Consider the following 24,207-nt stretch of genomic DNA (forward strand, 5'->3'; position numbering starts at 1 on the left):
GCCCGCCGACCGGCGGTACGGCGGTCGGCCGCCGGACGCCGCCCGGTTGCTCAGCCCGTGCCGCGGTCGGCCCCCGCCATCGCGGAGCCGGCCACGAGCATGTGGTCGCGCACCATCCAGCCGGCCTGGAACCGGCTCTGGGCTCCCAGGTCGCCGAACAACTCGGCGATGTACTTCCGGCACGTCCGCACGCCGATGCCCAGGCGCTTGGCCACCACCTCGTCCTTGTAGCCGGCGGCCAGCAGCTGCACGATCGCGGTCTTCGTCTCCTGGGTCAGGCACTCCGGGAGGCGGTTGTTGCCGCCCGTCCTCTCGAAGACGGCGCTGGTCGCCCAGGCGCTGACCACCATGTGCACCATGAACTCCACCAGGGCCTTGTGCTGGACCCTGTGCACCCTGTCCGTGTCCTCGTCGTCGAACAGGAAGGCCACGGAACGGTCGAACACGATCAGCGGCGGCAGGGACGCGGCGGTGGTCCGCACCTCGCCCCCCGAGGCGAAGATCCGCTCGGTGCACTCGCGCACCTCCGCGTCGTAGCGGGACAGGTGGGGCAGCAGCACCCGCACGCCGACCGCCGGTGCCAGCGGCTCGCCGTCCCGGCACACCACGTCCCGGGCGAGGGCGGAGGTTCCCCGGCCCAGGGGCTGCACGGCGAGCACCTCCTCGGTGCAGCGCCGCACGGCGACCGCGAGGGCGTCGCGGATGTCGGTCGCGCCCTCGACGGTGACCACGGGTCCGGGGCCTCCGTCCTCGTCGTGGGCGCAGAGGCCGGAGAGCGCGTCGAGCTGACTGCGCAGTTCCTCCAGCTGGGCCTGCCAGGCGTCGATGACGCCCGAGAGGGGTTTGGCGTAGTGGAGCCTGACGGTGTCCGGGTGCACCGCGGTCCAGTCGCTGCGGTCCTCCGCCCTGGACCGCGCCAGCTTCATCCGGCTCAACCGGGACAGCACGCGCTCCGTCCGGCCCGCACCCCATCCCAGGCTGCTCGCCACTCTGTCCGGCCGGGCCCCACCGGTGGTGATGAGGAACCGATAGGCCGCCAGTTCCTCGTCACCCATCTGCGGAACGATCTGGGCGATGTCCATGAGTCTTCCCCCTCACCTGCTGCGGCAACGGTAGGCAAAGGATAAACACGAGAGCACTTATGGACGCAAGTACATGTTTTCATGGAGAGCGCAAACGAGTAAATGTAACAAATGTCCGGCTATTGAGGGCTCGAAAACAGGTTTATGCGAAGAGTTGGGGGACATCCCGGGCGATTAATGGTCTCCGGTGTATTTTTGGATCCCACCTCGATGGATCGCCTGACTCGCCTTGGAGCTTGGAGTCGTACATGCGTACAGAGCTGTCGAGCACGATGCCCGTCGCCATCATCGGCATGGGGTGCCGGTTCCCGGGCATCGGGAGCGTCGACGACCTGTGGGACGTTCTCATCGACAACACCGACACGGTGACCCCGGTACCGCACGACCGCTTCGACGTCGACCACTGCCACGACACCTCTCCCATGACCCCCGGCCGGACCGTGTCCCGGCACGGCGGCTTCCTCACCGACCCCTTCGGCTTCGACGCGGCGTTCTTCGGCGTCTCGCCCGCGGAGGCGCGCGACATGGACCCGCAGCAGCGGCTTCTGCTGCACGTGGTGTGGGAAGCCCTCGAATCGGCCGGGATACGCCCCTCCCGGCTCGCGGGCAGCCGGAGCGGTGTGTTCGTCGGGCAGGCGACCTCCGAGTACGCGGACACCGATCCCCGTGCCGACGAGCCCGACGTCCACGGCATGGTCGGCAGCCGGCTGCGCGCCGTCACGGCCGGCCGCGTCTCCTACGCGCTCGACCTGCGCGGGCCGAGCGTCGTACTGGACACGGCATGCTCCTCGTCACTGGTCGCCGTGCACGCCGCACGGCAGAGCCTGCTCACCGGCGAGAGCGACCTGTGCGTCGCCGCCGGTGTCAACATCATCCTGTCCCCCCACGACTCCATCGCCTACTCCCAGGGGGACATGCTCTCGCCCGGGGGCCGTTGCCGGTTCGGTGACGCCCGTGCCGACGGGTTCGTCCGCAGCGAGGGCGTGGGCGTCGTGGTGCTCAAGCGGCTGGACGATGCGCTGCGGGACAACGACCCCGTGCGCGCCCTCCTGCTCGGCAGCGCGGTCACCAACGACGGCGCCGGCAGCGGGCTGCTGCTCCGCCCGTCCGTCGAGGGCCAGGCGGACATGCTGCGCGAGGCCTGCGCCAGTGCCGGCGTCAAACCCTCGGAACTCGACTACGTCGAAGCGCACGGTACCGGAACGCGGGTCGGGGACGCGGTGGAGCTCAGGGCGCTCGCCGAGTCGGCCGGGCAGGGGCGGGCCGCCGGGAGACCGCTGCTGACCGGGTCGGTCAAGACCAACATCGGTCACGCCGAGGCCGCGGCCGGCATCGCGGGCCTGATCAAGACGGTGCTGATCCTCCGGCACGGCGTCGTCCCGGCGTCGCTGCACCTGGACGAGCCGCACCCCCTGCTCGGTCAGGACGGCTTCCCGGTCCGCGTGGTGACCCGCAACCAGCCGCTGACCGCGGCCGGTCCCCGCGCCCTGCTCGGCGTCAGCTCCTTCGGCCTGTCCGGGACCAACGCCCACGTGGTCGTCGGCGCCCACGTCCCCGAACCCGCACCCGCCACCGACGACACCGTGACGGACACCGGCCCCCACCTGCTGGTGCTCAGCGCGCGGACGGCCGGCTCCCTCCGCCGCCTGGCCGCGGACTACGCGGCCTACCTCGGTCCCACCGGGGCCGGGCGCCGGCACCGGCTCCGCGACATCTGCGCGGCCGCTGCCACGGGGCGCGACCCCCACCCCCACCGGCTGTGGGTCGTGGGCGACGACCACGACTCGCTGTCCCGGCGGCTGCGCGCCCTCGCCGACGGCGAGACCCTCCCCGACGGGGGAACGGCGGACGCGGGATCGTCGTCCGACAGGCGGATCGTGTTCGTCTTCTCCGGGCAGGGGGCGCAGTGGGCGGGCATGGGCCGGACGCTGTACCGCTCCTCACCGGCCTTCCGGTCGGCACTGGACGCGTGCGACCGGGCCGTGCGCGGGGAACTCGGCTGGTCGGTCCTGGACCGGCTGACGTCCGACGCTGAGTTCCCCACGGACGTGGACGTCGTCCAGCCCGTCCTGTGGGCCGTGCAGGTCGCCCTCGCCGCCGCCTGGCGCGAACGCGGCGTGCAGCCGCACCTGTGCATGGGGCACAGCATGGGGGAGGTCGCGGCCGCGCACGTGTCGGGCGCCCTGTCCCTCGACGAGGCGGCCGCGGTGATCTGCCGGCGCAGCCGGCTGATGCAGCGCACGGCCGGCCGTGGCGCCATGCTCGTCGTCGAGCTCTCGGCCGCCCGGGCCCGGCAGCGCGCCGAGGCCTACGGCGACGCCGTGTGCGTGGCGGCCGAGAACGCCCCCACCACGACCGTCCTCGCGGGCGATCCCGCCTCCCTGGCCGCCCTGCGGACCGAGCTGGAACGGGACGGCGTCCTGTGCCGCCCGGTGAAGGTGAACGTGGCCTCCCACTCACCCCAGATGGATGCGGTGCGGGACGACCTGTTGCGGGAGCTGTCCGGACTCTCCCCGACGTCCGGCGGGACGGGCATGGTCTCCACCGTGTACGGCCACGAGGTCGAGGGCCCGCAGCTGACCGCCGCCTACTGGGTCGACAACCTGCGCCGTCCCGTGCGGTTCGCCGACGCGCTGCGCAGGGCGGCCCAGGGGACGGACAGCGTCTTCCTGGAGGTCGGCCCCCATCCCGTCCTGCTCGCCGCCATGGACGACACCCTCGGCGCGGCCGGCGTCGACACCGCCGCGGTGGCCTCGCTGTACCGCGCCGGTGACGAGCCCACCGAGCTGGCCCGGGCGGCCGGCCGGCTCTTCGCCCACGGCGGGTGGGTGGACTGGCGGCGGTGGTACGGCGGCGGCCCGCGGCACGTGCCGTCGCTCCCCACCTACTCCTGGGACGCGGTGCGGTACCGGCGCGATCCGGCCGTCCCCACGGCCGTCCAGCGGGCCGGCGCCCGCCAGGTGCGGCGGATCGACCTCGGGGCGTGGGGGGCGACCGCGGACTGGGGCGACGGCGTGGCGGTCCACGGGGTTGCGGCCGTGCCGCCCGTCGCCTACCTGGCGGCGATGCTGGAAACGGCGCAGGAGGCCGACCGCGGCGCGCCGCTGGAACTGCGGGACGTGCGGCTCGGGGACGCGTGCGTGCCCCTCGACGCGGCGGGCGACACGGTCCTGCACGTCGCGCTGGACGGACACCGGCAGGGCGGCGGTGCGGACCCCGCCGTGACGGTGCGGGCCTCGGTGCGGGGCGCCCCGGACTCCGTCCTGTGCGCCTCGGGACGGATCGTCAGGGCGGAGGGCGGCGGGGCCGGTCCCGTGGCCCCGGACACCCTCGACGCCGCGCTCGCACGGTGCCGGCACTACCTGGGAGCACAGGACTTCCCCCTGCTGGCCCGGCGCCACGGACACGACATCGCGGAACCGTTCCGGGGGCCGGAGCACCTGTGGCGGCGCGACGGCGAGGCCGTGGCCCGCGTGCGGCTGGCGAAACCCCTGCCGCACGTCGGCTGGGAGACGGGCCTGCAGACGATCCTGGCGGCACGGCCGGGAGCCGTGTCCGGCCGGGACGACGCCGCCCATGTCCCCGTGTCCTTCGACGCGGTCCGGTTCCACGCGGAACTGGAACCGGAGTTCTGGAGCCTGAGCACCGTGCGGGCCGAGGACGGCGGGGCCTTCCTCCTGGCCGACGTCCTGCTGATCGCGCCGGACCGCCGCGTCCTGGCGCGGTTCTCCGGCATCCGTCTGCGACGGCTCGCGCAGACGTCCCCCGCGGGCCCGCCGCTGGCGCGCGTGTCCGCGCTCGTGCCGGCCGTCACCCAGCGGTGCGCGGTGCCGCTCACCCACCTGGCCAGGAAGGTGGCCGGCGCGCTCGGCGCCGGAGCCGTCGCCAGGCCGCCGCGTCCCGCCGCGGCGCCCCGCTTCGCCGGGGACCGGACACCGGCGGCCGCGCGAACCGCCACGGACGCCCCCTCCCGCGCGTCCGCGCCCTCGTCCCGCCCCCGCCGTGCCGAGGACGCCGCGGAAGCCCTCGTCGAGTACTCCGCGGCCCTGCTGGGCATGCGCGCGTCGGACATCGACGAGCGGCTGTCCTTACGGGAACTCGGGCTCGACTCCCTCATGGCCACCCGGCTCCGCCAGCACCTGCAGCGCGGTCACGGCACGGAGATCACCGCCGGGCGGCTCCTGGGCACCGAGAGCATCGCCGACCTGCGCAGGAGTCTCGTCCGGCACGGCGCACAACCGTAGCTCGCGCGGTACGGGGGCGCGCGATGCCCGGCCCGGCCGCCCTGCGGGCAACCGCCGTGCGACCGTTGCCCCGCGGCAGCGGGGCAGCAGTAAAATTGCACCGTGGTATAAAAAACTGCCGCCGAATGCACGACGCTGCCCCGACGAGGCCGACCGGGCTCGGGCCCCCCACCCTCGCCGTCGGGGCATGCCACTCGGACTCGGTGAGTTCGACAGGAACAGGAGGGACGGAATGGACTCGCGCGCGACAACGCCGCCGCCGCCGGTCGGCCGCCGGGAACGCAACAAGCAACGGGTCAGGGAACGTCTCTACTTGGCTGCGATCGAGCTCTTCGTGGAGAAGGGGTACGACCACACCTCCATCGACGAAATCGCGGAACGGGCCGACGTGGCGCGTGGCACCTTCTTCAACTACTTCCAGCGCAAGGAAGACATCATCACCACCTGGGGGGAGAGGAGGCGCGCAGCGCTCGTGACGGGCCTCGACGAGGACAGCGTGTTCACGCCCAGTTCGATCGCGCGGCTCCACCGGTGCATGGCCGTGCTGGTCCGCATCAACCAGGAGGAGCCGCAGCTCACCACGGCCATGCTCACCGCCTGGGTGAAGGCGGGCCGGCCGATCCTGGAGGAGCCGTACGTCGCGGAGGTGTTCGCCAGGATCGTCGACAGCGGGATGCGCCAGGGGGAGCTGGACCCGGGGATGTCGCCCATCATCGTCGGCAACGTCCTGCGCGACGTCTATCTCGGAGCCCTCTACCGATGGGCCAACCGGTCCTCGGGGACGACCACGTCACTGGCCGAGGAACTCCAGCAGATCCTGCGGCTCCTGCTCGGCGGCATGACCGGGACGAAAACCGCCTGACGGGCCCGCGCGGCCGCGGGCCGACGCGGGCGGGGCCGGCGGGCCACCGGCGGCCCCCGCCCACGTGGACGGCTGCGTGCCGGTCCCCGTGTCATCGCGGCGCCTTCCGCGGTGGGCCCCGGCACCGGTCGGGCGGGCCGGGGCGTACCCGCCCGACCGGGCGTACCCGCCCTCGGGCGTGGGCGGTGGACCGCACCTCCCGCACCCCGTCGACCACCGCGAACGCGCCGTCGCGCAGGTCGGCCCCCTTGCCGTCGAGGGTGATCGGGGCCGGCGCGGGCCCGGACCGTTCCGGGGCGGTCACCCCGGGCAGGCGCGCCAGGAGGACCGGCCGGAACCGTCGACCGGGTGCGGTGCGGCGGTCGCGCACCACCGGTGACCGGCGGACCGCACCGGGCGCCGTACCCGCTCTCCTCGAAGCCCGGCGCGGCCCCTCGGAGGCCCGTCGCCGTGCGGCGCCCTCGCCTCCGCGCCGGTCCCGAGCCGGCGTGATTCCGCCCGCCACCACATCCTCCGCACCGGTGGCGCGGGGACCCTCCCGCACGCGGGGTTGTGGTGAACACGACAGGTCTTTACCATCCGGTGACGCGATCCGAAGAAGTGTTGTCCAGGCGATGGGGCCCCGTGCACGGCCCGCAAGGCCGGTGGCGTCCCTCGGCCGACCATGCCCGAGCACCTCACCACCTCCGACGGCCCCCTTCCCGGGCCTCGGACGCCCGTGCCGCGACGTCTTCTCCGCGGCCCCGGAACCGCATTGGAGGATGCCCATGCGCGCTCTGCCCCCTCTCCTCACCCGGAGAGCCCCCCTCGCCGCCCTGATCGCGGCGGCGGTCGCGGGCGCGGGAGCCCCGGCACCCGCACACGCCGCCCCGGCACTGCAGGAGGTGATGTTCGTCGGCAACAACTGGGAGGGCACCGCCGACGTCATCAAGGCCCGCGGCGACTTCGCCGGGATCGGCCGGATCAACGTGATCCCCGACAAGAACCAGCGACTGGCCGAGATCTACCTCAATCCCATCAAGCTGGCGTTCTTCCTGGGCATCCGCCAGACCGCGGGCGAGGGTCACGACCAGTTCGTCGACGACATGTACGCCACCCCCGACGGCACCGCTCTGGTCGCCTCGCGACCCAGCTTCGCCGACGTCGTCTCCATCGACCTGGCCACCGGCAAGCTGAAATGGCGCTTTCCCGTCTCCGGCTTCCGCTCCGACCACATGGCCGTCTCCCCCGACGGCACCAGGGTCGCGGTGTCGGCCTCGACCTCCAACACCGTCCACGTACTGGACATCGACACCGGCAGGGAACTCGGGAAGTTCGGCACCGGGGACAAGCCGCACGAGAACGTCTTCACCAAGGACGGCAAGTACGTCTGGAACATGGCGATCGGCGAGGTCAACAACGACTTCGACGACCCGTCCCAGGACGTCCTCAAGGGCGACCGGAAGATCACCGTCGCCGACACCGGCACGTTCAAGGTCGTCAGGACCGTCGACATGCGCCAGCGGCTGGACGCCGCCGGTCGCTCCGACCTGTCCGACGCCGTCCGCCCGGCGGTGTTCACCCCGGACGAGTCCAAGCTGTACTTCCAGGTGTCGTACTTCAACGGGTTCGCCGAGTACGACGTCGCCACCGACAGGATCACCCGGATCAAGACGCTGCCGAAGAATCCCGCGACCAGCGACGACCGCACCGCGTTCGTCAACGACTCCCGCCACCACGGGCTGTCGATGAGCCCGGACGGCGGCAAGCTGTGCGTCGCGGGGACCATGGACGACTACGCCACCGTCGTCGACCGGACCACCCTCCAGGAAGGACCGCTGGTGACCGCCGCCAAGCCCTACTGGGCGACCGTCAGCGGCGACGGCACCGCCTGCGTCATCTCCGAGAGCGGCGCCGACCAGGTCACCGCCATCAGCTTCGCCACCGGCCGGAAGATCGTCTCGGTGCCCGTCGGCGACCACCCGCAGCGGGTCCGCCTCGCCCGCGTCCCCGTCGGCTGGACCAGCCCCGCCGGCTGACGCCGGAGCGCCGCAGCCGGGCCGTGGTCCAAGCGCACGAGGAGCGCTTCGACGGCGCCCGGCCGCCGCGGCCCCAACCGGCACCGCGACCGTGCCCGGCACCCCCTTCCGCCGCCGGCTCGACCGGCTCCCACACGACCGGCCTCCTCCCACCGCACTTCAGCCTCCGACACCACCCCCACCCCATCACCACACCCACCGCCAGTGCCGGTGGCGGACCCGCCACCGGCACCATCCCGGTACCGCGTCGCGCGGCCCGCTGCCGGAGCCGCCCCGCGGCGGCACACGTGACATCCCCGCCGGCCCGCGGCCCCCGGCCTCGACGGCCACTGCGCCGAACGACCCCGGCCGCTCCGCCGGTCAGGTCCCGGACTCCTCCTCCGGCCACCGCCACACGCCGGGTGCACCCGTCCCGGCCCTGGTCCCGGGCGGTTCCATCGCCCCGTCCGCGCCGGGGCCGCGTCCCCGCGCGAGTCCGGGGAGCCGCTCGGGGCAGCGGACGGCCGCGGCGGGTCCCGGAAGGCGGCGGTTCCGCCGGATCACAGGTTGATCATGTGCCCCGCGATGCCCTCGACGGCTTCCTTTACCGCCTCCGACAGGGTGGGATGGGCGAAGATGTTGCGTGCGACCTCGTCGGCGGTCAGGTCCCACATCTGCGCCAGCGTCAACGCGGGCAGCAGCTCGGTGACCTCGGGGCCGATCATGTGGGCGCCCAGGATTTCGTTGTGCCGGGCGTCCGCCACGATCTTCACGAAGCCGGCGCCCTCGGCCATGCCGCGCGCCTTGCCGTTGGCGGAGAAGGGGAACTGCGCCACCTTGACGTCGTACCCCAGCTCGCGGGCCTGGGCTTCGGAGTGGCCGAAGGAGGCGATCTGCGGCTGGCAGAACGTCGCCCGCGGGATCATCGCGAAGTCGATCTCCTGGGTCTCCGCACCCGCGATGGTCTCGGCCGCCACGACGCCCATGGCCTCGGCGGTGTGCGCCAGCATGAGCTTGCCGGTCACGTCGCCGATGGCATAGACCCCCTGCACACTGGTGCGTCCACGGGCGTCGACGGCGATCGCGCCCCGCTCGGTGAGCTCCACCCCGGTGGCCTCCAGGCCGTAGCCCTCGATCCGGGGCGCGAAGCCGAACGCGGCCAGCATCCTGTCGGCCTCGAGCACCCTGGCCTCGCCGCCCGCGGCCGGGCTGACGGTGACCCTGACGCCCGAGCCGGTGTCCTCCACCGCGTCGACCTTGGTGGACAGCAGGACGTCGACCCCCAGCTTGCGGTAGTGCCGCAGGAGTTCCTTCGAAACGTCGGCGTCCTCGGTCGGCACCATGCGGTCGAGGAACTCGACGATGGTCACCTTCACGCCGAAGTTCTTGAGGACGTAGGCGAACTCGACACCGATCGCGCCGGAACCGCCGATGATGACCGAGTCCGGCAGGTTGTCGTCGAGGATCTGCTCCTCGTAGGTGACGACGTTGGCGCTCCTGCTCATGCCCGGCAGCATCCGCACCTGCGCACCGGTGGCGATGATGAGGTCGTCGCAGGTGTACGACGTCGTCGCGCCGTCCTCGCCGGTGACGTCCACCGACTTCGGGCCGGTGAGGACGCCCCGCCCGAACACCTCGGTGATCTTGTTCTTCCGCATCAGGTAGTGCACGCCCTTGGCACTGGCATCGGCCACCGAGCGGCTGCGCCGATGGGTGACGGCGAAGTCCATGGTGGCATCGCCACTGATTCCGAAGGTCTTCTTCTCCTGGGTGAGGAGGTGGGCGATCTCGGCGTTGCGCAGCAGTGCCTTGGAGGGGATGCAGCCGACGTTGAGGCACACACCGCCCCAGTACTTCTCCTCGACGACCGCAACCGACTTGCCGAGCTGGGCGGCGCGGATGGCGGCGACGTATCCACCGGGACCGGCACCGAGGACGAGAACATCGTAGTGAGTCACACCCTCAGCCTACTGACCGGTCCGAGGCGGGCCGGTGCCGGACGTCTGCTCCCGTGAGCCGGGTCCCGGCCCGCCCTCCGTGCGGCGCTCCCTCTCCGCCCCGTCTTGTGAGGGGGCTGAAGGAGCCCCACCACGACCGTGATACTAATACCGGTATAAGTATTGGATGGACGTGTCGCGGGGAGCCGAGCACATGGTGGAGATCAAGACCGACGCCGCACTGGACGCGATGCGGGAAGCCGGGCGCGTGGTGGCCCGGGCCCTGGCCGCAGTCCGGGAAGCCGCCGGCGTGGGGGTGTCCCTGCGGGAACTGGACGAAGTGGCCCGGTCGGTCCTGGCCGAGGCCGGAGCCGGCTCCCCGTTCCTCGGGTACCGGCCGTCCTTCGCCCCGGTCGCCTTCCCGGCCGTGATCTGCACGTCCGTCAACGACGCCGTGTCGCACGGCATCCCCACCGGCTACCGGCTGTGCGACGGCGACCTGGTGAGCATCGACTGCGGCGCCCGGCTCGACGGCTGGGCGGGCGACGCGGCCATCACCTTCACCGTCGGAACGCCACGCCCCGGCGACCTCGATCTGATCGACGCCACCCAGCAGGCCCTCGACGCCGGCATCGCCGCCGCCCGGGTGGGCAACCGCATCGGCGACATCTCCCACGCCATCGACACCGTCGCCCGCAAGGCGGGCTGCGGCATGCCCGCCGACTTCGGCGGCCACGGCATCGGCCGCCGCATGCACGAGGACCCCCACGTCCCCAACCGCGGCCGCCCCGGCCGTGGCTTCCCGCTCCGCCACGGCCTGGTCCTCGCCATCGAACCCATGCTCATGGCCGGCGGACGGAACTCCTACCGCACCGACACCGACGGCTGGACCCTGCGCACCACCGACGGCAGCAGGGCCGCCCACATCGAGCACACCGTCGCCGTCACCGACCAGGGCTCCCGGATCCTGACCCTGCCCTGACGTTCCCCCCGGGCGCCGCCGGGTCCGGAACCGGACCGTTCGGTGCCCGACGGCACACCCCCTGCGTCGTGCTCCCCCGTGCGGCGGAAGGGGTGGGGGACGGACAGGCCGCCCTGCCGGATCGCAGCGACGGCCGGGACCCGGGCCGCGGACCCGGCCGTGAGGCCGACCGCGCCGCCGCCGCCCGTACCGCGCGCAGCCCCGACCACCGGCCCGCGGACGGGGGAGGACCTCCGGGCCGTGGTGTTCCGTCCGCGGCGGTACGACCGGCGTGTGACGGGCGCTGCCGTACCGGGAAGTCCTCGAAGAAGGTGCGGCAGGGGATGTCGAGAACGGCCCGGCGGCTCCGTCCCGGGAGCGGACGCGACCGCCGCGGCCGTGCCGCACCGGGGAGACCCGGCATGACGATCCGGCGGACGGGCAACGTCCTCATCGTTGTCGACGGCCTTGACGCTGTCGGGGTCCGGTGGCACGGGGCGCCGCCCACGGGTGGTCAGGCGGGTGGCGGCGTCCGGGATGACAGCGAATTGGGGCCGGGCATCTCATGGGGGTATGGACGCCATCGACTTCTCCGACGACCTGGTGCGGACGCAGCACGCCTTCAACGCCACCTACGAAGCACTCGCCGCGCCGCAACGCGGTGACACCACCGCCCTGCGCCGCCGCCTGCTGCGCCTGTCCGCACGGCTGTGGTGGCACCCGTGCTGGAACGCCGCGCGCTCGGTGCCGGCGGCGCGTGCCGAGCTGCGACAACTGGCCCGCACCCGTGCGGCCGCCCGGGAGCGGGTTGCGCCCACTGTTGCGCGACCCGGCGAACCGGCCGAGCGGGAAAGCCCTCGCGGAGCACCTCGTCGCGGTCCCTCCGAGCCGCGGTGATGTCCCACCGGCCGGAGCCGGTGGCGGCCGACCGCCCGGTTCACCGCCCCGACCGCGGTTGCCGGCCGGATCACTCCGTCACGGGCGGGCACTGGGCGAACAGGTGGACGACGTCGCGCCGGCGCCGCTGCCGTGGCGCGCCCCGCCGGAACGGGACCGGAGCCGCGCCGCCCGGCCGGGCGGCTCAGAGGGGGCCCGCCCCGGGGGAGCGGCGGCCGGGCGCGACGGCGGCCGGGACGCGCTCCAGGACGCCGCCCGCGAACACGTCGTACAGCGGCAGCGTCTCCAGGTGGACGTAGCCGATGTGGCAGTCGCAGACGGCCAGCGGGCACGGCCTCGGGCGCAGCGCGGCGCGGTAGGAGCCGTCGTAGAGGTTGCCCAGTTCCGCGCGGACGAAGTGGCAGCGGCGGACGGTGCCCGCGCCGTCGACCGAGATCACCGACTCGCCGGTGCGGCAGGGCAGGCCGGCACTGGCGTGCGGGGTGCGGCTGTAGGGGAAGAGGGGGTCGAGCGCGGTCCACTCGTCGGCCTCGGCGTCCCCGTAGGTGTGCCCCTCGGCCGCGTTGATCCACAGGTAGACGTGCGCGGGCAGGTCGGCGCGCAGCCGGCGGGCCGCTTCGAGGTGGCCGGGCAGCCCGACGACGCCGACGCTGAAGCGGACCCCGCGGTCGGCCAGGTCGTGGCACTTGGCGAGGAAGCGGTCGTAGGGGGTCTGACCCGGGTGGTACGTGCACCACAGGGCGAGGGTGCCGAGGTCGGCCCCGGCGAGCCAGTCCGTGCGGCAGCTGAGGTTGGTCTGGACGGCGACGCGGCGGACGTGCGGCAGGTGGGACAGCTCCGCGAGGGTGCGGCGGTACCAGGAGCGGACCAGGCCCTCGCCCCACGGGGTGAACAGCAGGGAGAGGCGGTCCCCGCACTGCGCGCCGGCCCACCGCGCGAAGCGTTCCAGGGCGGCGCGGTCGGCGCGCAGCCGGTCGGCGGAGTCGCGCCGCTTGGCGAACGGGCAGTAGGGGCAGTCGTAGTCGCAGGAGGCGAGCGGGCCCCGGTACAGCAGGGTCAGGTCCACGGCGGCCGGTCACTTCCTCGCGTAGGCGGCCATGGCGGCCCGCACGGCGGGGGAGAACAGCTCCGGGCCGACGGCGTCGGAGTGGGCGAGCCCCTCCGCGGTGAGCCGCAGGCGCCCGGGGGCGGTGTCGTCGAGCCAGCCGCGGTCGGCCAGGACACCGAGCTCCGCGCCGAAGTCGTCGGCGGGGGCGCTGCCGAAGCGGGCGCGGTAGTCGCCGTCCTCCAGGCCCCCGGCCTGCAGCAGGGACTGCAGGAGGTGGCGGCGCCGGGCCTCGCGGGCGTCCATGCGGTAGCCGACCTCGGCGTGGGCGAAGTCGGTCGAGGCGACGTAGTCGTCGATGATGCCGCGGATCTCGTGCATGTCCACCGCGTAGTCGAAGGAGTAGTGCAGGCCGGCGGTGTAGGAGCGGGCCCCGCAGCCCAGGCCGATCATGCCGTCGCTCTGGCACGCGTAGTCGTCGGCGCCCTGCGGCGGGGCGTCGGCCCGGCGGAACATGCGCATGGACCGCTGGACGTAGCCCTGGGCGAGGAGGTGGTCGCGGCCCGCGCGGTACAGGCCCAGCCGCTGTTCGTCCCACGCCGGGTCGGGGCCGGTGCGGTGGCGGTCGAGGCCGGTCAGGGGCCGGACGTACAGCGGGTAGAGGTACAGCTCCTCGGGCCGCCAGGCCAGGGCCGCGTCCAGGGAGTGCCGCCAGGTCCGCTCGGTCTGCCCGTCGATGCCGTAGATCAGGTCGATGTTGAGCACCGGGACGCCGGTGTCCCGGATGCGGCCGAGGGCGGCCTCGACGTCGCGGCGGCGCTGCGGGCGCACGGCGGCCCGGGCCTCGGAGTCGACGAAGCTCTGGACGCCCAGGCTGAGCCGGGTGGCCCCGCGCTCCGCCAGGACGGCGAGGCGGTCGGCGGTGGCCGTGGCGGGCGAGGCCTCGACGGACAGGGGGATCGCGCGCAGGCCGGCGCCCATGCGGCGCTCGGCGATGTCGCACAGGCGCTCCAGTTCCGCCGCGGTGAGGAAGGTGGGGGTGCCGCCGCCGAAGGCGGCGGTGGCGAACCGGACGCCGTCCGCGTCCCCGAGGGCCTCGCGCACGGCGACGGCCTGCCGCTCCAGGGCGTAGAGGTAGGCGCCGACCAGCCCGTCGGGGGCGCCGATGCGGGTGAAGAGGTTGCAGAAGCCGCAGCGCACCTCGCAGAACGGGATGTGCAGGTAGAGGCAGAGGGCGCTTTTGTCCTCCGCCGCCCACAGCGACTTCAGCGCGGGACGCCCGGGGAGCCTGCGGTAGGCGGTCTTGTGGGGGTAGGCGTACACGTAGTGCTGGTACGGCGTGGCCGGGCGGGCGGCGGTCACCGGGCGGCCCCGGCGGGGCCGAGGAAGAAGTGGGCGTACGGCACGGTCCACACGGATTCGTGGCCGAGGCGGTGGCCGGTGTAACCGTCGTCGCCGTAGGCGGTGCCGTGGTCGGAGCAGACGATCGCGAAGCAGCGGCGCCGGGAGCTCGCGGCGGCGAAGAGGCGGCCGATGTGCCGGTCGACGTACTCCAGCGCGGCGGCGTGCGTCTCGCGGCTGTCCCCGGCCCCGCGGGTCGCGCCGGGCAGGTGGAACCAGTTCGGCTGGTGCAGGGCGGAGACGTTCACGAAGAGGAACAGCCTCTGCTCGCGCGGGAGTCCGGCGATGACGTGCTCGGCGCGGGCGACCTGGTTCTCGAAGGAGTGCGGTGAGGTGACTCCGAACCCCGGTTCCCAGTGGGACTCGTGGAAGAGGCCGGGCAGCACCGAGCCGAGCGGGCCCTGCTTGTTGAAGAAGCCCACGCCCCCGATGCACACCGTGCGGTAGCCCGCCCCGGCCAGCCCGGACACCAGCTCCGGGGCGTCGTAGACGAAGGTGCCGTCGGCGGTGGTCTCGCTGCCGGCGAAGCTCGCCGCGAACAGGCGCGGGTGCGGCCCGGGAGCGGCCGGGGTCGGCAGGAAACCGGCGAAGATCGCCTGGTGGGAGGCGTAGGTGAAGCTGCCCGGCGCGTGGCGTTTCTCCCAGCGGCCGCCGGGCAGGTGCCGGGCGAGGTTCGGGGTGCGGCCCTCGGCCGCCAGCTCGGCGGCCACGTCGTGGCGCAGCGTGTCGAGGGTGACGAGGAGGAGGTCGTGGTGGCCGACCACCTCGTTCATGTCGGGCTCAGGCATGGGGCGTTCCTGTTCTGTACGGGTGGAGCGGACCGGGCCGGGCGACCGCGCGCAGGACTGCCGCCACCTGCGCGCCGTAGGTGTCCAGGCCCTCGGCGCCGCTGCCGGGCAGTCCGGTCAGCCGGGGCAGCAGGTCACCGAAGGCGTTGACCTCGCCGACGAGGGCCCTGCGCCATCCGACGGCCGGCAGCAGGTCCACGCCGACGCACAGGGTGCGCGGGAAGCAGGACGCGGCCCGCTCGCACACCCCCAGCACGTCGGCCCAGCGGGCACCCGCCGCCTCGACGGCCCGCCGGGCCGCGTCGAGGTCGCCGCGGCCGCCGCCGAGGTGGAGGTTGGTCAGCGGCGAACGGCTGGTGCGCACCACCGCGTGGGTGGCCCGGCCCGCCACCACGACCACCCTCAGGTCGGCGGTGCGGCCCCCCTGGGAGGCCTTGGGCAGCCAGCGCTCGACGTGCAGGCCGTCGGGCGCGAGCGCGTCGACGACGGCGGCGAGGTCCTGTTCGCGCTCGTAGCGGCGCACCCTGAGGGAGTTGTGCAGACGGCCGTCCGCGGTGAGCTCCACCGAGGTGGTGGCCCTGATCCGGCCCCTGCCGCTCTCGACGGCCAGGACTCCCGAGGCGGACGAACCGTGGGCGGGCTTGACGAAGAGCCGGGGCATCCGGTGCTCGCGCATCAGCGCCCGCACGTCGTCCCAGCCGCGCACCGGCGCGCCGTTCGGGCCCGAGGTGGGGGAGGCGGGGACGGGGACCCCCGCGCCGTCGAGCACGCCGTGGCAGCCGCGCTTGTCGAACAGCACGGCGAGGTCGCCGGGGTCGGCCAGGCGGATCCCGCCCCGCAGCCCGCGCAGGGCGGCGGTGAACCCCGCGTACCAGCGGGCCGAACCCTCCACCCGGGTGGGGTCCGAGGCGCCCCGCAGCAGGCGGTCGACCTCTGCGTTCCCGCCGGGGGTGTCGACGCGGACGATCTCGTCGGCGGCGAAGTCCGCCCCCCGGTCGCGCAGGACGTCCCTCCAGGGCACGACGCGCGGGGCGGGCAGGCCGGCCGCGCGCACCGCGTCGGCGAAGAGGGACACCCGGCGGTCGTCCGGGTTGCCGACCACCGCGAAGCGCGGCCGGGAGGGGGACACCGCCCGGACCGCGGGGGGTGCGCTCACTCGCCCACGGCGACGTAGCGCCAGACCGTGCCGTCGTCCTCCGTCTCCTCCTCCGCGTCGGCGCGGTCGAGGTCCACCTCCACGCCCGCGGGCTCCAGGGTCTGCCGGATCCGGTCCTCCAAGGGCCTGCTGAGGTAGTGGTGGTGGAGGTCGAGCTTCTTGAGGTGGGTGAGGGGCCGACCGCCGAGGAGGGCGCCGGCGCCCTCGTCGGTCAGCACGCCCATGGACAGGTCCAGCACCTCCAGCCGCTCCACGAGGGGGGCGGAGGCGACGGCCGCGGCCACGGCGTCCTGCATCTCGCTGTTGCGCAGGGCCAGGTGGCGCAGGCGCGGCAGCCGGGCGCCGGACAGGAGGGGTTCGAGGTCGGCGGCCTCGCTGTCGCCGCCGTAGTCGGGGGTGCCCAGCCACAGGTCCAGGTGCTCCAGCGCGGGCAGGTCGCTGGCGCCGATGCCGCGCACCACCTCGGCGGGCAGCCCGCCGCTCTCCACGACGAGCCGGCGCAGCGCGCCGTGGCTCAGGGCGGGGAACCGCAGTCCCGTCCCGCCGCGCACACCGAACTCCTCCAGGGCGGGGAAGCCGGCCAGGAGCGGGGTGACGTCGGTCTGCTGGATCCAGGAGATCTCGCACTCCTCCATCACCATGTCCCCCAGGAACAGCGCGCGCAGCGCCGGGAAGCGGTCCCGGGCGGCCAGCAGGGCCTCGATCACACCGGACGGCGTCGTGTCGTAGGCCTCCTCCCAGGCGCCGACGATCAGGGCCCGCACCCGCGTGGTCTCGACGGCGGCGCAGAAGCGCGCGAAGGCCGCGGTCCAGTCCTCGTCGCCGTCGTACACGTCGGCGCCGATCCGCCAGGCGCAGGCGTCGGGTTCGGGCAGGCCGTCCGTGCCCGCGCCGGGGCCCGGGAACGTGTGGGCGGGCAGCCGGTACAGCGTGTGGAGGTGGTCGCCTATGGTCATGCGGCTGCTCCTGCGGAGGAAGGGGGTGCGGTCGGTGGTGCCCGCAGTTCTACCAACAGCCACTGACAACGCCCGTCGGCGGGGCGGGTGCGGGGCGTCGTCGGTGGCGGTCCCCGCGGTCCCGGTCATGGGGCAGGGCCCCGCGCGGCCGGTGATCAGGTGGTCTCGCGGACCACCAGTTCGTTCGGCATGATCACCGGACCCCCGGGACCGCCCTCGACGAGGCCCAGGAGCAGGCGGACCGTGGCGGTGGCCTGGTCGGCCATCGGACTGCGCACGGAGGTGAGCGCCGGACTGGTGTAGGCGGCGGCCTCGATGTCGTCGAAGCCGACGACGGCCACGTCCTCGGGAACCCGGCGGCCCGCCAGGCGCAGGGTGCGCAGGGCCCCGATCGCCATCAGGTCGTTGGCCGCGAACACCGCGTCCAGCGCGGGATCGTCCTCCAGGAGCTGCTGCATGGCCTCCGCGCCGGAGGCCCTGGTGAAGTCGCCCAGCGCCACGATGGAGCGGCGGCCGCTGTCCCGCAGCGTCCGGCGGTAGCCGTCGAGGCGCTCGCGCGCCTCGAACAGGTCCAGTGGTCCGGTGACGGTGGCGATCCGGCGCCGGCCCCGCTCCAGGAGGTGCTGCACGGCGAGCGTCGCGCCGCCCGCGTTGTCCAGTCCCACGTACGGCACGTCCTGCGCGCAGGTGCGGTTGAACGAAGCCAGGGGCAGGCCCATTCTGGCCAGCGCGGCCGGCAGCGGGTCCGTGCCGTGCAGGGCCACGAGCATCACGCCGTCCACGTGCCCGCCGGCCACGTAGCGCTCCACCCTGGTCCGGCTCCGGTCGGATTCGGCGAGCATGAGCACGACCCGCTTCCCCGCGGCCTCCAGCTCCCTGCTGACGGTGCGCACCACGGTGGAGAACAGGGGATCGTCGGAGACCACGCCCTGCGGCGGGTCGGAGACGACCACCGCCACGGCGTCCGTCCGGCGGGTGACCAGGTTGCGGGCGGCCGCGTTGGGCACGTACCCCAGTTCGCGCACGGCCCGCATGACGACGTCCCGGATCCGCGGCGCGACCGTCGTCTCGCCGTTGATGACGCGCGAGACGCTCGACTTGGACACCCCCGCACGCGCGGCGACCACTTCCAGGGTGGGGCGCTTCATCCCTTCCCGTCCCGGCCGCCGGCGCCGAGGACGGTGCTCGGGGAGCGCTTTCTCACCAGGACGACCTCCGGCTGGATCTCACGGCCACGCCAGCAGGGTAGCGGCTGCCCCCGGGGGACGGAGGCACCCGGGCACGCCGCTTCCCGCCCCCGTCGACGTGGTGTCCGTCGCAGGGACGCCCCGTGAAACCGCTCCCCGGGGAGACGGTGTGGAGTCAGCGGCTTTCCTGCCAGATGAACCGATCCCTTGACAGTCCGTACGGGCCCGCCCATCCTCCCCTCAGGGAGCGCTCCCTCGCCCACCCCCACCCGAGGAGTCGCCCGTGCATCCGCTGCCCCGCCGCCTCGGTCCCCCCTTCGCCGCCGCGGCCGCCGCACCCGCGTCCACCGCTGCGTCCGTTTCCCCCGCCGGCGCCCCGGAGGCCCCGCGGCCCCGGGAACACGTCCGTCACCGCCTCCGGTGCCCGAACCCCTTCCGGTGCGCGGGGCCGGTGGCGGCAGTCCCGGCCCCGCGCCCGTAGCGCACCCGCACGTGCGGGTGCGGCGGTCACTCGTGCGACTGCCGCACCCACGGGTGTGGCCACCGCACTCGTGCGCGACGGCCGGTGCCCGTCCCGGGGCGTCCGGGGTCCCCGGGCGTCCCCCCACCCGAATCCCACCTCCGTGAGGAAGCGACATGCGCAGACACACCCCCCACCTCCACCCCCTGTTAGCGGGAGCGCTGGCGATCGTGCTGGCCGCCGCCCTCGGCATCGTCCTCACCGCCCAGAGCGCGCGGGCCGCCACCGTCACCGTTCGGGCCGAGTCCTACGCGGCGCAGTCCGGCGTCACCCTGGAGGCGACCGGGGACACCGGCGGCGGGCGGAACGCCGCCTTCCTCGCCGACGGCGACTGGATGCGCTTCGACGGCGTCGACCTCGGCCCCGCCGGCCGCCTGACGGTCTCGGCCCGCGTCGCCTCCGCCACCGGCTCCGGCTCCGTGGAACTGCGCACCGGCTCACTGACCGGCCCGCTGCTCGCGGCCGTCCAGGTCTCCCCGACCGGCGGCTGGCAGAGCTGGGCGACCCGGACCGCCGACGTCACCACCCACCCCACCGGCCCGCAGACGGTGTTCGCCGTGCTGCGCAGCGCCTCTCCCGGCGACTTCGTCAACATCAACTGGTTCTCCTTCGTCGGCGGCAGCGGCGAGGCCGCACCCGGCTGGGTCGACGTCGACCAGGCCGAGTGGGGCGCCCAGCTGGCGCAGTTCCGCGCGATGACCCCGGCCGCGGTGCCGTCCAACGCGGTGCGCGTCCCCGAGTTCAACGCCACCTGCACCTACGACCACTCCAAGCCGGACGACCCGATCGTCTCCCCGGGCCTGCCCGGCGCGTCCCACATGCACAGCTTCTTCGGCAACAAGAGCACCGACGCGTTCACCACGCTCCAGAGCCTGTCGGCCGGTGCGGGGACCAGCTGCACCCCCGCCAAGGACCTCTCCGCCTACTGGATCCCCACCCTCTACGAGCAGGGCAGGGCCGTCGAACCCGACGGTGTGATCGTCTACTACGGTTCCCGGCTCGTCGATCCCACGGCGACGGTGCCCTTCCCCCGGGGCTTCCGCATGATCGCGGGCGACGCCAAGCTGCAGGCGTCCACCCCGGCGGGCTCGCCCAACCAGTTCTTCTGCGCCGGACCCGGAGGTGAGACCGGCCGCAGCTCCGACGGCAACTGGCCGGTGTGCGCCCCGACCGCCAAGCTCGTCCACCAGTTGCTCTTCCCCGACTGCTGGGACGGCAAGCACCTCGACAGTCCGGACCACAAGTCGCACGTCGCCTTCACCCACGACGGCACGTGCAGCGGCGCCTACCCGGTCGCCATCCCTTCCGTCTCGTTCGTCATCAGCTACCCGACCAGCGGCAGCGCCGCCGGTCTGTCGTTGTCCTCGGGCATGGCGTCGTCCATCCACGGCGACCTCTTCAACGCCTGGGACAACGCGGCCCTGGGACAGCGGGTGAAGGACTGCATCGTGCAGAGGGCCAAGTGCAACTCCGCCGGCGCGTTCTGATCCTGCGGGCACTGGGGGTCCTGCTCGCGGCGCTCCCGGCCGCCGGCTGCACCGCGCAGCCGGCGGCCGGCCCGCCGCGGGCGGCGGCCTTCAATCCCACCGACACCGCCTGGATCCAGCTGATGATCCCCATGGACGAGCGGGCCCGGCTCCTGACCGGCCTGGCCCCCGCACGGGCCGGGGACCCGGCCCTGGCCCGGCTGGCGGCCCGGGCCGACGCCGGACTGGAGGACGACCTGGCCGGTCTGCGCCGGCTCATGGAACTCTCCGGCGTCCCCGACACCCGCCCCCACGAGGGGCACGACATGCCGGGCATGGTCACCCTCGGCGCCGTCAGGAGGGCGGGCACCGCGACCGGAAAGGAGTTCGACCGCATCTTCACCGACAGCCTGCGCGCCCACCTCGCGCAGTCCCGGAAGCTCTGCGCGAGCGAACGCACCTCGGGCGGGGCCGAGGAGGCGGGGAGACTGGCCGCCGCCATCGGGGGGAGGGCTGCCGAGCTGATCACCCGGCTCGACGCGCTGCGCTGAACCGGTCGGTGTCACCGGTCTTTGGCCATCCGCCACTGGATCCCGACCGGCGGCGGTTCGTGTCATGGAGGACGGATCGCGCTCCGGTGGGGCCGGCCCCCGCACCGACACCGGGCTCAGGGGGCCACCCGCCCCGCGTGGACCAGCCCGTGGGCCGGGAGGGCGAGCCCGCTGACCGACAGCAGCAGCCCGGCCGGGGCCGGCGGACGCGGGACGGAGCTGCGGGAGTCCGGGAGCAGCAGGGCGATCCCGATCAGTGACAGCACCGCGACGGGGACGGCGACCAGGAAGGCCGAGCCCCACCGGGTTCAGCGGCGCGCCCCGGAAATGCCTTCCAGCCACTCACGGATCGCGACGCGCTGCTCGGGCGTGAAAGCGGATTCCAGTTCCTCTTCGCAGCGGTCGACGGCCTTGCGGGCACCGACCAGGCGCGCCCGGCCGGACTCGGTGACGAAGATCTGGTGGCTGCGCCGGTCGGTGGGGTTCGTCCGCCGCTCGATCAGGCCCTCCTGTTCGAGTCCGACGAGCATCTCGTTGGCGGCCTGCCGGGAACTCGCCACCTCGCGGGCGATGTCCGACGCCGACATCCCCGGCTGCGCCGCCGTCATCAGCAGGGTGGCGTACTGCGAGGTCGACAGCCCGAACGCCGTGAGTTCCCCGGCGATCGCCGACCTCATGTTCAGCCAGACCTTGCGGACCAGGAAGGTCAGCGAGCCGACCGGGGCCCTGCGGGGATCCAACGCTCCGCCTCCTCGACCAGTGACAGGTTCTTGACGATGACCCGAGGCGGTCGGAATTGTCAAGTCCTTGTCGATCGGGCCGGACTCCCGGCCGCCGGGGCCCTGGGTGCGGTCTCACGGTCTTTGGGTCGGTTCCGGACCGGACAGCGGCGGCTCCCGCATCCGACTGCGGTCCGGAGCGCGGTCGTTCCCGGCGGGCGGCAGGTCCGTGCGGCCACGCCGGACGCTGCCGCGGAACACGTCACCACTGACGAGGCGTCGCCATCGTCGGGCTGCGGATGCCGTAAGGGGACACCGGAGGCCAGGACGGCGCGCAGGACGCGGGAGACGGGCTCAGGCGGATCGCCGCCCGGCTGGGTGTGCGGATTGCACCAGCCGTGGACGTGATCCGTGTGTGCGGAGGCGGTCTCGACGGGGCCGGCCCGCCGCTGGTGTCCGAGGACGGCGGCGCCGACCCGGTGGCGGCGGTCGTCGTCGGGACGTCGATTTCACCCGAGGGGCGGTTCCGCACGCCCGAGGAGCCGGGAACCCCCGTTCGGGTCAGCACTGATGGCGGCGGCGGCAGGATCCGGTCAGGGTGGGGTGGTACGCGACGTCGTCGTCGGCCCGCCCCTGCCCCCTTGTGAAGGAGCACCGCCATGTCCGAACGCAACACCTTCATCCGTAGCCTGCACGATGTGGGTCTGGCCGCCTGGTTCGGCGGTTCACTGATGGGCGCGGTCGGCCTCAACGGCGCGGCCAGGGACGAAGGCGGAACGGAGACGGCCACGGACCGGATCTCTTCGTCGGGGTGGGCGAAATGGACTCCGGTCAACGCCGCCGCCATCGGCGCGCACCTGTTCGGCGGCGGCGGGCTGCTCGTCGCGAACGCCCATCGGGTCGCCACCCAGGAGGGCGTGGCCGCCTCCACCACGGCCAAGACCGTCGTCACCGCCGCGGCTCTGGCCGCCACCGCCTACGCCCGGGTCCTGGGCAAGAAGGTCGAACTGGCCTCCTCGTCCGACCCCGAGGACACCGAGAAGGCGGAGAAGCACCCCGTCGACCTCGACAAGGCTCGGCGGCAGCTGGCCCGCGTGCAGTGGATGGTGCCGGCGCTGACCGGATGCCTGGTGGTGCTCAACGCCCTGCACGGTGAGCAGCAGCGTCCCGTCGAGCAGGCTCCTGGCATGTGGGGGCGGGCCCGCTCCGCGGCCCACTTCGGGTCAGGACGGCCCGCCGGGTGCCGGGGATGAGCCCTGACTGGGCACTGCTCGGGCGGGCGCGCGGGGTTCGCCGGCCGTGGACGCGGCCCGTGCGTGCGGCGGCGGGCGGAACGGGGGAGCCGTCCGGCCCGACGGGCACGTGCGGGCAACCGGACGAGGTCGGGCGGAGCGGGCGGTCCGGGCACACGACGGTGCCTCCGGGCCGCCGGTGAAGGGGCGGCAACGCCGGGGCGCCGCGACCGGCCGGGAAGGCGGGGCGCGGCGCTGTGGGGCGGCGGTGTCGGCGAGGAGCTGGCCGCTGCCGAGGTCCGTGACGACCCGGGCGTCGACCGCCCGGGTCCTGCCGGGCGGTTGCGTCAGCCGTGTTGCAGGGGCCGTGTGCCGGTGCCGGTGCCGTCGGGCGCGCGCCCGGGCCGGTGGTTCCCGTCCGGCCCGGGCGGTCATGCGTCACGCGGGGACGTGGCGGTGTCCGCGCTCACCCGCTCACCTTGCTGACCAGCTCGACGAGGGCGTCGGCCGCGGGGCCCGAGGAGGCCGGGTTCTGTCCGGTGATCAGCAGGCCGTCCTGGACGACGTAGGGCTCCCAGTCGCCGATCTTGGAGTAGACGCCGCCCAGGCGCTTGAGTTCGTCCTCGACGAGGAAGGGGACGATCTCGGTGAGCGCGACGCCTTCCTCCTCGGAGTTGGTGAATCCGGTGACCTTCTTGCCCCGTACCAGGGGCGTGCCGTCCTCGTCGAGGACGTGGCGCAGGACGCCGGGCGCGTGGCAGACCAGTGCGAGGGGCTTGCCCGAGCGCAGGGTCGTCTCGATCAGGCGCGCGGAGTGCGTGTCTTCGGCCAGGTCCCACAGCGGGCCGTGACCGCCGGGGTAGAACACGGTGTCGAAGTCCTCTGCCGCGACGGTGTCCAGGCGCACGGTGTTCGCGAGTGCCGCGGTCGCCTTCGCGTCCGACTCGAAGCGCCGGGTCTGGTCGGTCTGGTTGGCGGGCTCGTTGCTCTTGGGGTCCAGCGGCGGTCGGCCGCCCTTGGGGGAGGCCAGGGTGATCTCCCAGCCGGCTTCCTCGAAGCGGTAGTACGGCGCCGCCAGTTCCTCCAGCCAGAACCCGGTCTTGCGGCCGGTGTCGCCGAGCTCGTCGTGCGAGGTCAAAACGATGAGAACCTTCATGTCACTTCTCCCTTGATCAGTAGGCCGGTCGTCTAATTGAGGGTGAGGGG

18 protein-coding genes and 1 pseudogene are annotated in these 24,207 nt (G+C 73.8%); 8 read left to right on the plus strand and 11 right to left on the minus strand.

Translation table 11 applies throughout. The annotated features are described in order from the left end of the window. Positions 1-50: 50 nt before the first annotated feature. Positions 51-1,082, minus strand: a complete 1,032-nt coding sequence (locus tag QQY24_RS29860; protein ID WP_301975822.1) for a hypothetical protein — start codon at positions 1,080-1,082, stop codon at positions 51-53. 248 nt (positions 1,083-1,330) lie between these two features. On the opposite strand from QQY24_RS29860, the gene QQY24_RS29865 reads away from it, so the two are divergent. The 3 genes from QQY24_RS29865 (at position 1,331) to QQY24_RS29875 (ending at position 8,206) form a co-directional block, all read left to right on the plus strand. After that, positions 1,331-5,326 carry a type I polyketide synthase gene (locus QQY24_RS29865; protein WP_301975823.1) on the plus strand — a complete coding sequence of 1,332 codons (3,996 nt, stop codon included), beginning with the start codon at positions 1,331-1,333 and terminating at the stop codon, positions 5,324-5,326. A gap of 313 nt (positions 5,327-5,639) precedes the next feature. Beyond that, positions 5,640-6,188, plus strand: a complete 549-nt coding sequence (locus tag QQY24_RS29870) for a TetR/AcrR family transcriptional regulator (protein ID WP_301975824.1) — start codon at positions 5,640-5,642, stop codon at positions 6,186-6,188. A gap of 767 nt (positions 6,189-6,955) precedes the next feature. Further along, positions 6,956-8,206 carry a YncE family protein gene (locus QQY24_RS29875; protein WP_301975825.1) on the plus strand — a complete coding sequence of 417 codons (1,251 nt, stop codon included), beginning with the start codon at positions 6,956-6,958 and terminating at the stop codon, positions 8,204-8,206. Positions 8,207-8,745: 539 nt separating this feature from the next. Here the strand turns inward: QQY24_RS29875 and lpdA are convergent. Continuing rightward, positions 8,746-10,143: a dihydrolipoyl dehydrogenase gene (lpdA, locus tag QQY24_RS29880; protein ID WP_301975826.1), complete on the minus strand. Its 1,398-nt coding sequence runs from the start codon at positions 10,141-10,143 to the stop codon at positions 8,746-8,748. A gap of 193 nt (positions 10,144-10,336) precedes the next feature. On the opposite strand from lpdA, the gene map reads away from it, so the two are divergent. Both map and QQY24_RS29890 read left to right on the plus strand, forming a co-directional pair. Next, positions 10,337-11,104 (plus strand): type I methionyl aminopeptidase, encoded by a 768-nt coding sequence (gene map, locus QQY24_RS29885; protein WP_301976390.1) that lies wholly within the window; start codon positions 10,337-10,339, stop codon positions 11,102-11,104. Positions 11,105-11,656: 552 nt separating this feature from the next. Continuing rightward, positions 11,657-11,884 (plus strand): annotated as a pseudogene (locus QQY24_RS29890) (hypothetical protein); the annotation flags it as partial. A gap of 280 nt (positions 11,885-12,164) precedes the next feature. On the opposite strand, the gene QQY24_RS29895 reads toward QQY24_RS29890, so the two are convergent. The 6 genes from QQY24_RS29895 to QQY24_RS29920 all read right to left on the minus strand — a co-directional run bounded on the left by QQY24_RS29895 (position 12,165) and on the right by QQY24_RS29920 (position 18,474). Beyond that, on the minus strand, positions 12,165-13,046 hold the full coding sequence (locus QQY24_RS29895) for an STM4011 family radical SAM protein (RefSeq protein WP_301975827.1): 882 nt from the start codon (positions 13,044-13,046) through the stop codon (positions 12,165-12,167). A gap of 9 nt (positions 13,047-13,055) precedes the next feature. Continuing rightward, positions 13,056-14,387 (minus strand): STM4012 family radical SAM protein, encoded by a 1,332-nt coding sequence (locus tag QQY24_RS29900; RefSeq protein ID WP_301975828.1) that lies wholly within the window; start codon positions 14,385-14,387, stop codon positions 13,056-13,058. Continuing rightward, positions 14,384-15,199, minus strand: coding sequence for an STM4013/SEN3800 family hydrolase (locus QQY24_RS29905; RefSeq protein WP_301976391.1), 816 nt, complete (start codon positions 15,197-15,199; stop codon positions 14,384-14,386). The genes QQY24_RS29900 and QQY24_RS29905 overlap by 4 nt, the downstream gene beginning before the upstream one ends. A gap of 7 nt (positions 15,200-15,206) precedes the next feature. Continuing rightward, complete coding sequence (locus tag QQY24_RS29910) at positions 15,207-16,370, minus strand: STM4014 family protein (RefSeq protein ID WP_301975830.1); 1,164 nt, start codon at positions 16,368-16,370, stop codon at positions 15,207-15,209. Continuing rightward, positions 16,367-17,326: an STM4015 family protein gene (locus QQY24_RS29915; protein ID WP_301975831.1), complete on the minus strand. Its 960-nt coding sequence runs from the start codon at positions 17,324-17,326 to the stop codon at positions 16,367-16,369. Before QQY24_RS29915 ends, QQY24_RS29910 begins: the two co-directional genes overlap by 4 nt. Before the next feature lie 155 nt (positions 17,327-17,481). Then, entirely contained in the window at positions 17,482-18,474 is a 993-nt protein-coding gene (locus QQY24_RS29920; RefSeq protein WP_301975832.1) for a LacI family DNA-binding transcriptional regulator, read from the minus strand. A 675-nt stretch (positions 18,475-19,149) separates the two neighbouring features. Here QQY24_RS29920 and QQY24_RS29925 point away from each other — a divergent pair. Then, positions 19,150-20,520 (plus strand): DUF1996 domain-containing protein, encoded by a 1,371-nt coding sequence (locus QQY24_RS29925; RefSeq protein ID WP_301975833.1) that lies wholly within the window; start codon positions 19,150-19,152, stop codon positions 20,518-20,520. Continuing rightward, on the plus strand, positions 20,496-21,050 hold the full coding sequence (locus QQY24_RS29930) for a DUF305 domain-containing protein (RefSeq protein ID WP_301975834.1): 555 nt from the start codon (positions 20,496-20,498) through the stop codon (positions 21,048-21,050). The genes QQY24_RS29925 and QQY24_RS29930 overlap by 25 nt, the downstream gene beginning before the upstream one ends. Positions 21,051-21,166: 116 nt before the next feature. Here QQY24_RS29930 and QQY24_RS29935 read toward each other — a convergent pair whose 3' ends face one another. Then, positions 21,167-21,316, minus strand: coding sequence for a hypothetical protein (locus QQY24_RS29935; RefSeq protein ID WP_301975835.1), 150 nt, complete (start codon positions 21,314-21,316; stop codon positions 21,167-21,169). Between the two features lie 42 nt (positions 21,317-21,358). Beyond that, positions 21,359-21,790: a MarR family winged helix-turn-helix transcriptional regulator gene (locus QQY24_RS29940; RefSeq protein ID WP_301975836.1), complete on the minus strand. Its 432-nt coding sequence runs from the start codon at positions 21,788-21,790 to the stop codon at positions 21,359-21,361. A gap of 638 nt (positions 21,791-22,428) precedes the next feature. Between QQY24_RS29940 and QQY24_RS29945 the strand changes: the two genes are divergently transcribed. Beyond that, positions 22,429-23,022, plus strand: coding sequence for a hypothetical protein (locus QQY24_RS29945; protein WP_301975837.1), 594 nt, complete (start codon positions 22,429-22,431; stop codon positions 23,020-23,022). A gap of 445 nt (positions 23,023-23,467) precedes the next feature. Here QQY24_RS29945 and QQY24_RS29950 read toward each other — a convergent pair whose 3' ends face one another. Then, the gene (locus tag QQY24_RS29950) at positions 23,468-24,157 is read right to left on the minus strand and encodes a type 1 glutamine amidotransferase domain-containing protein (RefSeq protein ID WP_301975838.1); all 690 of its coding nucleotides are present in this window, start codon (positions 24,155-24,157) and stop codon (positions 23,468-23,470) included. Positions 24,158-24,207 lie beyond the last annotated feature (50 nt).

Source organism: Streptomyces sp. TG1A-8 (assembly GCF_030499535.1).
Lineage (GTDB): Bacteria > Actinomycetota > Actinomycetes > Streptomycetales > Streptomycetaceae > Streptomyces.

Coding starts and splice junctions, on each gene's coding strand:
- QQY24_RS29860 (WP_301975822.1), bottom strand. CDS start 1,082: ATGGACATCGCCCAGATCGTTCCGCAGATGGGTGACGAGGAACTGGCG.
- QQY24_RS29875 (WP_301975825.1), top strand. CDS start 6,956: ATGCGCGCTCTGCCCCCTCTCCTCACCCGGAGAGCCCCCCTCGCCGCC.
- QQY24_RS29915 (WP_301975831.1), bottom strand. CDS start 17,326: ATGACCATAGGCGACCACCTCCACACGCTGTACCGGCTGCCCGCCCAC.
- QQY24_RS29925 (WP_301975833.1), top strand. CDS start 19,150: ATGCGCAGACACACCCCCCACCTCCACCCCCTGTTAGCGGGAGCGCTG.
- QQY24_RS29905 (WP_301976391.1), bottom strand. CDS start 15,199: ATGAACGAGGTGGTCGGCCACCACGACCTCCTCCTCGTCACCCTCGAC.
- QQY24_RS29920 (WP_301975832.1), bottom strand. CDS start 18,474: ATGAAGCGCCCCACCCTGGAAGTGGTCGCCGCGCGTGCGGGGGTGTCC.
- QQY24_RS29945 (WP_301975837.1), top strand. CDS start 22,429: ATGTCCGAACGCAACACCTTCATCCGTAGCCTGCACGATGTGGGTCTG.
- QQY24_RS29950 (WP_301975838.1), bottom strand. CDS start 24,157: ATGAAGGTTCTCATCGTTTTGACCTCGCACGACGAGCTCGGCGACACC.
- map (WP_301976390.1), top strand. CDS start 10,337: ATGGTGGAGATCAAGACCGACGCCGCACTGGACGCGATGCGGGAAGCC.
- QQY24_RS29865 (WP_301975823.1), top strand. CDS start 1,331: ATGCGTACAGAGCTGTCGAGCACGATGCCCGTCGCCATCATCGGCATG.